Origin of the sequence: Streptosporangium sp. NPDC051022 (genome assembly GCF_040683035.1) — a bacterium.
Taxonomy (GTDB): Bacteria; Actinomycetota; Actinomycetes; order Streptosporangiales; family Streptosporangiaceae; genus Streptosporangium.
The window spans coordinates 51,898-63,985 of sequence record NZ_JBFBCF010000005.1 but is presented as its reverse complement, the minus strand read 5'-3'; the positions used below and the strand labels follow the sequence as shown (position 1 = coordinate 63,985).

General features: G+C 71.5%; 10 protein-coding genes. 6 read left to right on the top strand and 4 right to left on the bottom strand.

Annotated features, from left to right (window positions below; all coding sequences use genetic code 11):
- Window positions 1-5 precede the first annotated feature (5 nt).
- The gene (locus tag AB0N02_RS11420; RefSeq protein WP_363944992.1) at window positions 6-977 is read left to right on the top strand and encodes a hypothetical protein; all 972 of its coding nucleotides are present in this window, start codon (window positions 6-8) and stop codon (window positions 975-977) included.
- Here the strand turns inward: AB0N02_RS11420 and AB0N02_RS11415 are convergent.
- From AB0N02_RS11415 to AB0N02_RS11405, 3 genes are all read right to left on the bottom strand, one after another.
- Window positions 861-1,829: a sulfite exporter TauE/SafE family protein gene (locus AB0N02_RS11415; protein ID WP_363944991.1), complete on the bottom strand. Its 969-nt coding sequence runs from the start codon at window positions 1,827-1,829 to the stop codon at window positions 861-863. The two genes, AB0N02_RS11420 and AB0N02_RS11415, sit on opposite strands and share 117 nt — an antisense overlap.
- 156 nt (window positions 1,830-1,985) lie before the next feature.
- On the bottom strand, window positions 1,986-3,215 hold the full coding sequence (gene cysC, locus AB0N02_RS11410) for an adenylyl-sulfate kinase (RefSeq protein ID WP_363944990.1): 1,230 nt from the start codon (window positions 3,213-3,215) through the stop codon (window positions 1,986-1,988).
- A gap of 78 nt (window positions 3,216-3,293) precedes the next feature.
- Window positions 3,294-4,022, bottom strand: a complete 729-nt coding sequence (locus tag AB0N02_RS11405; RefSeq protein ID WP_363944989.1) for a methyltransferase domain-containing protein — start codon at window positions 4,020-4,022, stop codon at window positions 3,294-3,296.
- Between the two features lie 154 nt (window positions 4,023-4,176).
- On the opposite strand from AB0N02_RS11405, the gene mfd reads away from it, so the two are divergent.
- From mfd to AB0N02_RS11390, 3 genes are read left to right on the top strand one after another with little or no spacing between them, the layout of a single operon-like run.
- Window positions 4,177-7,707, top strand: coding sequence for a transcription-repair coupling factor (gene mfd, locus AB0N02_RS11400; RefSeq protein ID WP_363944988.1), 3,531 nt, complete (start codon window positions 4,177-4,179; stop codon window positions 7,705-7,707).
- A 26-nt stretch (window positions 7,708-7,733) separates the two neighbouring features.
- The gene (locus AB0N02_RS11395) at window positions 7,734-8,360 is read left to right on the top strand and encodes a SurA N-terminal domain-containing protein (RefSeq protein ID WP_363944986.1); all 627 of its coding nucleotides are present in this window, start codon (window positions 7,734-7,736) and stop codon (window positions 8,358-8,360) included.
- A 10-nt stretch (window positions 8,361-8,370) separates the two neighbouring features.
- Window positions 8,371-9,378 (top strand): MazG family protein, encoded by a 1,008-nt coding sequence (locus AB0N02_RS11390; RefSeq protein WP_363944985.1) that lies wholly within the window; start codon window positions 8,371-8,373, stop codon window positions 9,376-9,378.
- Window positions 9,379-9,413: 35 nt separating this feature from the next.
- Here AB0N02_RS11390 and AB0N02_RS11385 read toward each other — a convergent pair whose 3' ends face one another.
- Window positions 9,414-10,172 (bottom strand): methyltransferase domain-containing protein, encoded by a 759-nt coding sequence (locus AB0N02_RS11385; protein WP_363944984.1) that lies wholly within the window; start codon window positions 10,170-10,172, stop codon window positions 9,414-9,416.
- Window positions 10,173-10,284: 112 nt separating this feature from the next.
- Between AB0N02_RS11385 and eno the strand changes: the two genes are divergently transcribed.
- Window positions 10,285-11,562 carry a phosphopyruvate hydratase gene (gene eno / locus AB0N02_RS11380; protein WP_363944982.1) on the top strand — a complete coding sequence of 426 codons (1,278 nt, stop codon included), beginning with the start codon at window positions 10,285-10,287 and terminating at the stop codon, window positions 11,560-11,562.
- A 97-nt stretch (window positions 11,563-11,659) separates the two neighbouring features.
- Window positions 11,660-12,067 carry a septum formation initiator family protein gene (locus AB0N02_RS11375; protein WP_363944980.1) on the top strand — a complete coding sequence of 136 codons (408 nt, stop codon included), beginning with the start codon at window positions 11,660-11,662 and terminating at the stop codon, window positions 12,065-12,067.
- The last annotated feature ends 21 nt before the right edge of the window (window positions 12,068-12,088 follow it).

Below are 12,088 nucleotides of genomic sequence, written 5' to 3'. Positions count from 1 at the left end.
CGCGGGTGGGCGGTTGCGAGGTCACCGCCAAGCTCGTCCCCTCCTGCGGAGTCTGGTGGGGGATCGCGCCGGAGGTCTTCACCGGCAGGCCACCCCGGCGGGCGCTGGAGCGCGTCGAGGAGCGCATGGGGCGTCCGGCCGACATCGTGCACCTCTACCACCGGGGGGCCGAGCTCTTCCCGACCGCCGAGGAGCGCGGGATCGCCCGCGGGCACGGTGAGCGGCACGGTGAGCGGGACGGTGAGCACAGCGGGCGCAGGCTCCTGCTGATCAACTGGAAGCCGTCCCTCGACCGCACCTGGGCGGAGATCGCCGCCGGCGCGCTGGACCGGCGCATCGACCGGCTGGCCGCCCACATCCGCCGGGGCTTCCCGGAGAGGTTCTTCCTCACCGTGCACCACGAGCCCGAGAACGACGTACGGCAGGCCCCCGGATCGGGGATGACCGCCGAGGACTACGCCGCGATGTTTCGGCACGTGGTGCTCCGCCTGCGGCGCGGGGGCGTGGACAACGCGATCACGGTCATGACCTACATGGGGGCGCCCAACTGGTCCGCCGCGCCCTGGTTCGGCGGCCTCTACCCCGGCGACGACGTGGTCGACTGGGTGGCCATGGACCCCTACGCCGACGGCCGGGTCCAGACCTTCGACGGGCTGGTCAACAAGACCCGCGAGGAGTTCGCCGGCTGGCCGGGGTTCTATCGGTGGGCCCGCTCGCGCCTGCCGGACAAACCCGTCATGGTCGCCGAGTGGGGCGTGTTCGAGCGCCCCGGCAGTCCCGGGTTCAAGGAGTCCTTCTTCACCGGCGTGCGCGAGCGGATGCGCGACTATCCCTGGATCAAGGCGCTGGTCTACTTCGACTCACCGAGGGCTCCTCGGGGCGACACCCGTTTCGACACCACTCCCGGCGGTCTGAAGGCTTTCGGGGAGCTCGCCCGCGACCCCTACCTGCGCGCCGCCCCGGTTCCGCAGGAGTGACCACGCGACGCCCCCGGCGGCCACGGCCCCGCCCAGGATCCAGATCGTGGCCGTGTTGCCGACCTCCAGGAGCTTCAGCGCCGAGGCCAGCAGTACCACGGCCAGCAGGGTCCGGATGACGCCACCCGGCGCCCAGGCCGAGATCCGCGCGCCGAGATAGACGCCGGGAATCGAGCCGATCAGCAGCGAGGTGGTGATGGCGAGCTGGAAGTCGCCGAACAGCACGTGACCCAGTGCGGCGGAGGCGACCAGCGGCACGGCCTGGACCAGGTCGGTGCCGACGAGCTGGTTGGCCTTCAGGGCGGGGTAGAGCGCGAGCAGCGCCACGATGATCAGCGATCCGGAGCCGACGGACGAGATGCCGACGACCAGCCCCCCGATCATACCGACCAGTAAGGTCGGAATAGGGCGCACGACAATGTCGTCCACGCCCGTGGAGACGCCCCCCTGAGGGGCGGTGGCATCCTTGCGCGCCAGCCAGGCCTTGGCCACCAGTCCCGCGACGGCCAGCAGCAGCGCGACGCCCAGGGCGTACTTGATCGTCTGCTGGACCTGCTCGCCGTCCCCGAACGCCCGGGCGACGAACACCCCGCAGAAGGCGGCGGGCACGGAACCCGCGCACAGCCAGCCGACCAGCCGCATGTTGACGGTGCCGCGCCGCATGTGGACGAACCCGCCGACCGGCTTCATCACGGCCGAGGCGACGAGGTCGCTGGAGACGGCCGCCAGGGGCGGCACGTTGAAGAACAGCATCATCATCGGCGTCATCAGGGCGCCGCCGCCCATGCCGGTCAACCCGACGACGATCGCGACGAAGAAGGATCCGGCGACGAGGGGAATGTCGATGGCCATCGGTCGCTCACCATTTCTCGATCACTGCGTGGACTGCGGCGTCGCCGGGCCCGTCGTGTGACGGACCCGGCGTCCCCGGTTGGACGGCGCTCGTCGGAACGCCCGCGTGGCGTACCGCTCTCCCCGACCGGACGGCGGTCGTGCCGGGCCCGCCGCTCAGCGGACCCAGCCCCCCTGGATCAGCGGGTCCAGCACCTGCTGGACCGCCCGCTCCACGCTGATCGAGGTGGTGTCGACGACCAGGTCGGCGTCATCCGGCTCCTCGTAGGGGTCGGAGACGCCGGTGAACTCGGGGATGAGGCCCGCCCTCGCCTTGGCGTAGAGGCCCTTGCGGTCGCGGCGCTCGCACTCCTCCAGGGGGGTGGCCACGTGGACCAGCAGGAAGTCGGCGCCGACGGCCTCGACCATCGCCCTGACCTCCTCGCGGGTGGCGGCGTAGGGCGCGATGGGCGCGCAGATCGCCAGCCCGCCGTGCCTGGCCGCCTCGGCGGCGACGAACCCGATCCGGCGGATGTTGAGGTCGCGGTCCGCCTTGGAGAAGGTCAGCCCCGCCGACAGCAGGTGCCGGACCACGTCGCCGTCGAGATAGGTCACCGTACGGCCGCCGCGCTCCAGCAGCGCGTCGCGCAGTCCCCTGGCGACGGTCGACTTGCCCGATCCGGACAGGCCGGTGAAGAAGACCACGAGGCCGCGCCGGTGCGGCGGCCCGGGAAGCCGCACGGGCGCGGGACCCGCCAGGTGCTCGGTCGCGCCGTACGCCTCGGCCACGTGCTCGCGCAGCTCCAGGTCGATGCTGGGGTCCTCCCGGGGGGCCAGCGGCACCACGGCCAGGAGCGTGTCCTCCGGCAGCCGCTCCCGCGCCTTGAGGGCGGCGCGGACCACCGCGGGACCCTCCTCCCCGAACGCCAGCGGCAGCAGCAGGATCGTGGCGCCCAGCTCCTCGGCGGTCGCCCTGATCTCCTCCAGGTCGTCCAGCGCCCCGCGCATGGTCACCGCGAGCGTCTCCCGGCCCGCCAGCTCCTTGCGGACCTCCGCGGGGGTGAGGCGGAGCCTGGCGAAGGGCCCGTGCTCGGGGGCGTCCAGCGCCTCGACGGGGCCGGCGACGAAGCCGTCCCGGCGGTCGACGACGGTGAGCACGGCCAGTGCGGCGCCCTCGGGGTCGCGCAGCGTGATCCGGTCGCCGGGGGCCGCCGGGTGGTCGTCGGGCAGCGTGAACACGACGGGCGCGGGCCAGCGCGTGCCGTCGGCCAGCGTGCCGTGCGCGTCGACCGCGTGCGCGTCGGCCGAACTCAGGAAGCCCGTCAGCGGCTGGAACGCACCTGAGAGCAGCAGTTCCAGGTCGGCCAGCTCACGGGCGCCGGGGGTCCAGTCGAAAGAGGCCGTCATCTGCTCCACAATCCCGATCGAATTAGTCGGATTTCGTCACCTTACCTACTCCAGTTGTCCCATACCAACCCCCGGGCCTCATATCAGACGGGCGAAATGGCTCTGCGGCTTGCGGACCACCATGGCGATTTCGTCGTGCGCGGCGGACCGCCGTCCTCGGGAGGCGCTCTCGACCAGCGAGCAGGCGAGCCGGGCGAGCCCGCGCCTGGGCCCGCTCAGCGCCGGTCCGCTCACGGCCGACACGTCGTCGGTCACCATCAGCCCCCGCGTCAGGCAGAAGGAATGCATCCCCTCGCGCGAGGTGACCTCCCCGTAGAAGGGGGGCAGCGGGCCGACGGCGCCCTCGGGGGCGAACCCGCGCCACAGCAGCCGCCGCAGCCCGGACGGCAGCAGGCGGTCGCACGTGCCGTAGGCCGAGGCGCGGTCGCGCATCCGCATCAGCAGCAGGCCGCCGGGACGCAGCCCGGTGAGCAGGCGGTCGAGCACCAGTTCGGGATGCTCGATGCGCTCCAGCAGGAACGACACGTGCACGACGTCGAACGCGCGGGGCGGCACCGGCACCGAACGCAGGTCTCCCAGCGCCCAGGAGTCGAGGTCCTTGCGCGCCGACGTGCTCGCCCGCAACGTCGGCAGATCCTCGTCGATCCCGATGACCCGCGCCTCGATCCGCTCCAGGTTCAGCGGATCCGGCCATCCGCACCCGGCGACCAGGATGTCGAGCCGCCGCCCCGACTGCCCCGTCCACTGCTCGCGGATCCGCCGGCTGAACATGTCGTCCTGTGAGACGACCGACCGTACCTCAGACATGTGACAGACAGTAGTCAACTGCGCACGATTCGTCGCGCATTTCCCGCCGCCTGCGGGTGACGGTCGCGCTGGAAGTAGCCTTGGGGACGTAACCCCCGTGCCGTGTGGGCCGGGGGCCTGTCGTGTTGCCGTCGTGGGGCTGTGGGCGAATCTGATGAGCCTTTCCGGACTACTTGACCTTGTCGCTGGAGAGCCGAAGCTGGCCTCCGTGCTGCGGGACGTGCGTGAGGGCGACCTCTCCGACGTCTCGCTGATCGCGCCGCCCGCGCTGCGGCCCTTCACCGTGGCCGCGCTCGCCAGGGACGGGGGCGAGGGCGGGGCGCGGACCGTCCTGGCGCTGACCGCGACCGGTCGCGAGGCCGAGGATCTCGCCGCGGCGCTGACCAGCCTCATGGACGGCAACGCGGTCGCCGTCTTCCCCGCCTGGGAGACGCTGCCGCACGAGCGCCTCTCGCCGCGCAGCGACACGGTCGGCCAGCGGCTGGCCGTGCTCCGCAGGCTGGCGCACCCCATCGAGGGAGACGCCGCCGCCGGGCCGCTGCGCGTGGTCGTCGCACCGGTCAGGGCCGTGCTCCAGCCGATCGTGCGGGGCCTGGGCGACCTGCGCCCCGTACGGCTGCGCGCCGGCGACGAGGCCGACCTCGACGACGTCGTCGCCAGGCTCGTGGAGAACGGCTACGGCCGGGTCGACATGGTGGAGAAGCGCGGCGAGGTCGCCGTCAGGGGCGGCCTGCTGGACGTCTTCCCCCCGACGGAGGAGCACCCGCTGCGGCTGGAGTTCTGGGGCGACACCGTCGAGGAGATCCGCTGGTTCAAGGTCGCCGACCAGCGCTCGCTGGAGGTGGCCGACGGAGGCCTGTTCGCCGCCCCCTGCCGGGAGCTGCTGCTGACCGAGGAGGTCAGGGAGAACGCCAAGGCGCTGGCCGAGGAGCATCCCGCGCTGGCCGAGATCCTCCTGCAGCTGGCCGAGGGCGTCCCGATGGAGGGCATGGAGGCCTTCGCGCCGGTGCTCGCCGGGGAGATGGACCTGCTGATCGACCATCTGCCGGCGCGCGCCGCGGTGTTCGTGTGCGACCCGGAGCGCATCCGGGGGCGCGCCGACGAGCTGGTGCGCACCAGCCAGGAGTTCCTGGAGGCGTCCTGGATCAACGCGGCGGCGGGCGGCGAGGCGCCCATCGACCTGGGCGCGGCCGCCTTCCGCACCCTGGAGGAGGTCCGCGACCACGCGCGGGAGCTCGGCCAGCCCTGGTGGTCGATCGCGCCGTTCGGCGGCGACGACCTGGGCGACGGGCTGGTGCTGCAGGCGCGCGAGGCGGAGGCCTACCGGGGCGACACCCAGCGCGCGCTGGGCGACATCAAGGGCTGGCTGGAGGAGGACAAGGCCGTCGTCCTGCTCAGCGAGGGCCACGGCCCGGCCGAGCGGATGGTCGAGCTGCTCAAGGGGGTCGACCTGCCCGCCCGGCTGGAGCCCACGCTCGACCGGGCGCCGGACCCGAAGGTCGTCCACGTCACCACGGGCCTGGTCGAGCACGGCTTCGTCAGCCCCGCGCTGGCCGTGCTGACCCACCTGGACCTGGTCGGGCAGAAGGCGTCGACCAAGGACATGCGGCGGCTGCCGTCCAAGCGGCGCAACATGGTCGACCCGCTCCAGCTCAAGATCGGCGACCACGTGGTGCACGAGCAGCACGGCGTGGGGCGCTACGTCGAGATGGTGCAGCGGACCGTGCAGGGCGCGACGCGCGAGTACCTCGTGATCGAGTACGCCAAGGGCGACCGGCTGTACGTGCCGACCGACCAGCTCGACGAGGTCACCCGCTACGTCGGCGGCGAGGCGCCCACGCTCAACCGGATGGGCGGCGCCGACTGGGCCAAGGCCAAGACCAAGGCGAGGAAGGCGGTCAAGGAGATCGCCGGGGAGCTGATCCGCCTCTACTCGGCCCGGATGGCCTCGCCGGGCCACGCGTTCGGGCCGGACACGCCCTGGCAGCGGGAGATGGAGGACGCCTTCCCCTACGCCGAGACCGGGGACCAGCTGGAGGCCATCGACGAGGTCAAGCGCGACATGGAGCGGCCGATCCCGATGGACCGGCTGATCTGCGGCGACGTCGGCTACGGCAAGACCGAGATCGCGGTGCGGGCGGCGTTCAAGGCCGTGCAGGACGGCAAGCAGGTGGCGGTGCTGGTGCCGACCACGCTGCTGGTCCAGCAGCACCTGTCCACCTTCGCCGAGCGCTTCTCCGGGTTCCCGCTGAACGTCAGGCCGATGTCGCGCTTCCAGAGCGACGCGGAGGTCAAGGCGACGATGGAGGGCATGCGCGAGGGGTCGGTCGACGTGGTGATCGGCACCCACCGGCTCTTCTCGCCCGAGGTCAGGTTCAAGGAGCTGGGCCTGATCATCATCGACGAGGAGCAGCGCTTCGGCGTCGAGCACAAGGAGGCCATGAAGCACCTGCGCACGCAGGTGGACGTGCTGGCCATGTCCGCGACGCCGATCCCGCGCACGCTGGAGATGGGGCTCACCGGCATCCGCGAGATGTCCACGATCCTCACCCCGCCGGAGGAGCGGCACCCGATCCTCACCTTCGTCGGCCCCTACGACGACAAGCAGATCGCCGCGGCCGTCCGGCGCGAGCTGATGCGCGACGGCCAGGTGTTCTTCGTCCACAACCGCGTCGCGAGCATCAACAGGGTCGCGGCCATGCTGCACGAGCTGGTGCCCGAGGCCAGGATCGCCGTCGCGCACGGCCAGATGCAGGAGCACCAGCTTGAGAGGATCATGGTGGGCTTCTGGGAGCGCGAGTACGACGTGCTCGTCTCGACCACGATCGTCGAGTCGGGCCTCGACGTGCCCAACGCCAACACGCTGATCGTCGACCGGGCCGACAACTACGGCCTGTCCCAGCTCCACCAGTTGCGCGGCCGGGTCGGCCGGGGACGCGAGCGCGGCTACGCCTACTTCCTGTATCCCCCGGAGAAGCCGCTCACCGAGACCGCCCACGAGCGCCTGGCCACCATCTCCCAGCACACCGAGATGGGCGCGGGCATGTACGTGGCGATGAAGGACCTGGAGATCCGCGGCGCGGGCAACATCCTGGGCGCCGAGCAGTCGGGCTTCATCGCGGGCGTCGGCTTCGACCTGTACGTGCGCATGATGGCCGAGGCAGTGCAGGAGCAGAAGGCCAAGCTGTCGGGCGCCGCCGTCACCGAGGAGCGCCAGGACGTCAAGGTCGAGCTGCCGATCGACGCGCACATCCCGCACGACTACGTGACCTCCGAGCGGCTGCGCCTGGAGGCCTACAAGCGGATCGCGGCCGTCGACTCCGACGAGCAGATCGCCGCGGTGCGCGAGGAACTGGTCGACCGGTACGGCAGGCCGCCCCAGCCGGTCGAGAACCTGCTGGAGGTCGCCCGCTTCCGGATCCGCGCCCGTACGGCCGGGCTGACCGACGTCACCCTGCAGGGCCAGAACGTCAGGTTCGCCCCCGTCGAGCTCAGGGACTCCCAGCAGGTCAGACTCCAAAGGCTGTACCCGAAGGCGCTGCTGAAGCAGGCGGCCGGTACGTTGCTGGTGCCCGTGCCGAAGACCAGGCCGCTCGGTGGCCAGCCGCTGCGCGACCTGGATCTGCTCAGGTGGTGCGGTGATCTGGTTCAGGCGATGTTCCTTGAGAACGTGCCGGTAAAGTAGCGGCGTCTGTCATGAAGGGATTGCAAGTGAAGTCGACTCGAGTGCGTGTCCTCCTCGCGGTCGCCGCCGCCGGAGCCGCGCTGACCGCCTGCTCTCCGGGGCAGGCAGGGGCCGCCGCCATCGTGGGCGGAGACCGGATCAGCTCCAGCGAGCTGGACAGCAGCGTGCGGGAGTACGAGGGTGAGCTGGCCAAGCTCAACGTCTCCCCCTCGCAGCTGCAGCTGCCCGGCAGCACCTCGCAGATCGTGCTGTTCCAGCTCGTCACCGCCAAGCAGTACACCAAGGCGGCCGAGAGCCAGGGGGTCACGGCCACCGACGCCGAGATCGACCAGGAGATCGCCAAGCTCGGCGGCGAGGGGCAGTACGAACAGCGTCTGCTCCAGCAGGCCGTCGCGCCCTCGCACGCCCGCGAGTACGTCAAGGCGCGCGTTCTGATCAACAACCTCCTGGCCAAGTACGGCGGCGGCACCGACGACGCCTCCCGCCAGAAGGGCGAGCCGCAGGTGATCAAGGACCTGCAGGCCGTGCCGGTCACCTGGAACCCGCGCTACGGCAAGCTCAACACCGAGCAGACCCAGGGGTCGCTGTTCGTCGACGCCGGCCGGTTCGGCGCGGTCCCCGCCGCCGCGCAGGCTCCGGTCCAGCCCCAGTAACCTCGAGGGCATGCCCCTGATCGTCGTCACCACCTCGCCCCGGGTCGCCCCGGGGCTGCTCAGCCGTCGCGCGTGGCAGGTCCTGGAGGAGGGGCCGGTGCGCACCGGGTCCGCGGACCACCCGCACCTGCCCTACCTCGCCGAGGCCGGGGTGAGCGTCGAGGTCGTCACGCCGGACCCGGCGGCCCTGGTCCGCGAGGCCCGCGACGGGACCGTGGTGTGGCTGGAGGCCGACGAGGCGTTGCTGCGCGCCGTCGGCCACGCCGCGCTCGCGCTGGACGAGCCGCCCGTGATCGAGGTCGTGCCGGGCTCCTACGACCTGCCGGGGGCCCGGGTGCTCGACCTGGTCGAGGTGATGGACCGGCTCCGGGTGAACTGCCCGTGGGACGCCGGCCAGACCCACGAGTCGCTGGCGCCGTACCTCATCGAAGAGGCCTACGAGGTGCTGGAGACCATCGAGGGGGGAGACCACGCCGCCCTGCGCGAGGAGCTGGGCGACCTGCTCCTGCAGGTGGTCTTCCACGCCCGGGTCGCCCACGAACGTCCCGGGGAGGCGGGCGGGTTCGACATCGACGACGTGGCCGACGGGATCGTCTCCAAGCTGGTCCGCCGCCATCCGCACGTGTTCGCCGACACGAAGGTCGAGGGCGCGGAGGAGGTCAGCGACAACTGGGAGACCATCAAAGCCGCCGAACGCGCCGCCAAGAACGGCGGAGACTCCGGTTCGGTCGTGGACGGGGTCCCGATGGGCCAGCCCGCGCTCTCCCTGGCCGCCCAGCTGATCAGGCGCGCCGAGCGCGCCGGCGCCCCCGCCGAGCTCCTCACCGCCCCCGGCGTCTCTCCCGGGCCCGCGGCCCCCGCAGACCCGGGGGCCGAGCTGGGAGCGCGGCTGCTGGAGCTCGTACGGCGGGCGCACGCGGCCGGACTCGACCCGGAGGCGGAGCTGCGCGCCGCCGCCCGCCTCTACCGCGACCGGGTCCGTGACTGGGAGACGGCGGACCGGGAGCCCGGGGAGTGACCCGGGAGTGAGGCCGTTCTCAGGTGAGGCGGCTCTCAGGTGAGGCGGCCGCTGACGAACTGCATCAGCCCGTAGGCCCGGTGGCGCAGCCCCGAGAAGCCGAGCCGGGTGAGGGCGTCGGTGATCTCCTCGTCGCCGAACAGACGGACCCCCGAGGTGGCGGTGACGAGCTCGTTGAGGGGACCGGCCAGTGGCATTCGCCGGGTCGTCATGACGGCGATCCGGCCGCCGGGTTTGAGCGTCCGCGTCATCTCCGCCAGGGCCTGGATCGGCTGGGCGAACAGGTAGAGCGCCGCCAGGCAGCACGCCGCGTCGAAGCGGCCGGACAGGAAGGGCAGTTCCGCGGCGTCCCCGCGCACGTAGCCGACGTTCTCGGCGGTGGTGTCGCGCGCCGCGCGGTCGAGCATGGTCGCCGAGGCGTCGATCCCCACCACCAGCCCGTCCTCGTCGACCGACCGGGCCAGCGTCCGTGTCACGTTGCCCGGTCCGCAGGCGACGTCCAGCACCAGGTCGTGGGGGCCGAGCTCCAGCATCCGCCGGACCAGCGCCATCTCCTGCGCGGTGCTCGGCCCGAAGGGGCCCTTCAGCGTCCCGATCATCGCCGGCCGCCAGATCCGCTCGTAGAACTTCGGCAGGAGTCCCGAGTGCATCAGCCACTGCACGGGCGGCCTCTCGGCGGGCTCCCCGCCGAGCAGGTCCAGGTAGCCGAGCCCCGGCGAGGCCCGGATCGCGAGGTCCGCGAGGGCGGGATCCAGCAGCTCACGGACTCGGCCGAGCGCCTTGGGGTCACTCATGTCTTCGATTTGAGCACACCCGTGAATCGAAGGGGGACGCCGCCCGCCGTACTCGGAGGTAAGCCTCGATAGGCTTCTGAGGCAAACTGTCTTGCGACTTTAGGAGCGCTTCGTGGCTTCCATCGAGGGCGTGACCGCCCGCGAGATCCTTGACTCCAGGGGCAACCCGACGGTCGAGGTCGACATCCTGCTGGACGACGGCAGCGAGGGTCGTGCCGCGGTTCCGAGCGGTGCGTCCACCGGTCAGTTCGAGGCCGTCGAGCTGCGCGACGGCGATGAGCGGTACGGCGGCAAGGGGGTCGAGAAGGCGGTTCTCGGGGTGACCGACGAGATCGCCGACGAGATCCTCGGATTCGACGCCACCGAGCAGCGCAGCATCGACCAGGTCATGATCGACCTGGACGGCACCCCCAACAAGGCCCGTCTCGGTGCCAACGCCATCCTGGGAGTCTCCCTCGCCGTGGCCAAGGCGGCGGCCGGGAGCGCCGAGCTGCCGCTGTTCCGCTACCTCGGCGGTCCGAACGCGCACGTGCTGCCCGTCCCGATGATGAACATCCTCAACGGTGGCGCGCACGCCGACACCAACGTGGACATCCAGGAGTTCATGATCGCGCCGATCGGCGCCGAGTCGTTCCGCGAGGCCGTGCGGATGGGGACCGAGGTCTACCACTCGCTCAAGGCCGTGCTGAAGGAGAAGGGCTACGCCACGGGCCTGGGCGACGAGGGCGGCTTCGCGCCGAACCTGCCGTCCAACCGCGACGCGCTCGACCTGATCCTGGTCGCCATCGAGAAGGCCGGTTACGTGCCCGGCGAGGACGTCGCGCTGGCGCTCGACGTGGCGGCGTCGGAGTTCCACTCCGACGGCGTCTACACCATCGACGGCAAGGGCCTGTCGTCCGCCGAGCTGATCGCCTTCTACGAGGACCTGGTCGCCAACTACCCGCTGGTCTCCATCGAGGACCCGCTGAACGAGGACGACTGGGAGGGCTGGAACGCCATCACCCGGGCGCTCGGCGACAAGGTCCAGCTCGTCGGCGACGACCTGTTCGTGACCAACCCCGAGCGTCTGGCCCGCGGCATCGCGGAGGGCACCGCCAACGCGCTGCTGGTCAAGGTCAACCAGATCGGCTCCCTGACCGAGACCCTCGACGCGGTCGACCTGGCGCACCGCAGCGGTTACCGCTGCATGATGAGCCACCGTTCCGGCGAGACCGAGGACACCACGATCGCCGACCTCGCCGTGGCCACCAACTGCGGCCAGATCAAGACCGGCGCCCCCGCCCGCTCCGACCGCGTGGCCAAGTACAACCAGCTGCTGCGCATCGAGGAGCTCCTCGACGACGCCGCGCGCTACGCGGGTCGCGCCGCCTTCCCGCGCTTCCAGCGGTAGTTTCGCACTGTACGGCTTGCGCCCGATTTGCTCGGGCGCAAGCCGCGCCGCGCCCTTCGCGGGTGCGACGGGGCAGAGCACAAAGGGGGAGACGCGCGTGGCGAAACGGCCGCAGCTGACGGGACGGGCCGCGGTCCTGGCGATCGTGGTGTGCGCGATCGCGATGAGCCTCGCCTACCCGGTCAGGGAGCTCGTCGCGCAGCGCCGCGACATCGCCCAGCTCGAACAGCAGCAGGCCAGGGAACTCGCCGCGATCAAGGAGCAGGAGGACCGCAACCGGCAGCTCCGGGACCCCGGCTTCATCAAGCGGCAGGGCAGGGAACGGATCTTCTACTGCGACCCCGGGCACAAGTGCTACGTCGTGATGAAGGACAAGCCCACGCAGGGCAAGGGCACGCCGGTGGAGAAGAAGACGGCCGGCCCGCCGTGGTACCAGACGCTCTGGGAGTCGGTCGAGGCGGCGGACAGCGGGAACGGCGCCAAGGTGGCCGAGACCGTGAGATGACCCCGATACCCTGGATGTCGT

Bases quoted from the DNA above. Each gene is read 5' to 3' on its own strand.
- AB0N02_RS11415 (WP_363944991.1), bottom strand. From the start codon at position 1,829: ATGGCCATCGACATTCCCCTCGTCGCCGGATCCTTCTTCGTCGCGATC.
- AB0N02_RS11385 (WP_363944984.1), bottom strand. From the start codon at position 10,172: ATGAGTGACCCCAAGGCGCTCGGCCGAGTCCGTGAGCTGCTGGATCCC.
- mfd (WP_363944988.1), top strand. From the start codon at position 4,177: ATGAGCCTTTCCGGACTACTTGACCTTGTCGCTGGAGAGCCGAAGCTG.
- cysC (WP_363944990.1), bottom strand. From the start codon at position 3,215: ATGACGGCCTCTTTCGACTGGACCCCCGGCGCCCGTGAGCTGGCCGAC.
- AB0N02_RS11405 (WP_363944989.1), bottom strand. From the start codon at position 4,022: ATGTCTGAGGTACGGTCGGTCGTCTCACAGGACGACATGTTCAGCCGG.
- AB0N02_RS11390 (WP_363944985.1), top strand. From the start codon at position 8,371: ATGCCCCTGATCGTCGTCACCACCTCGCCCCGGGTCGCCCCGGGGCTG.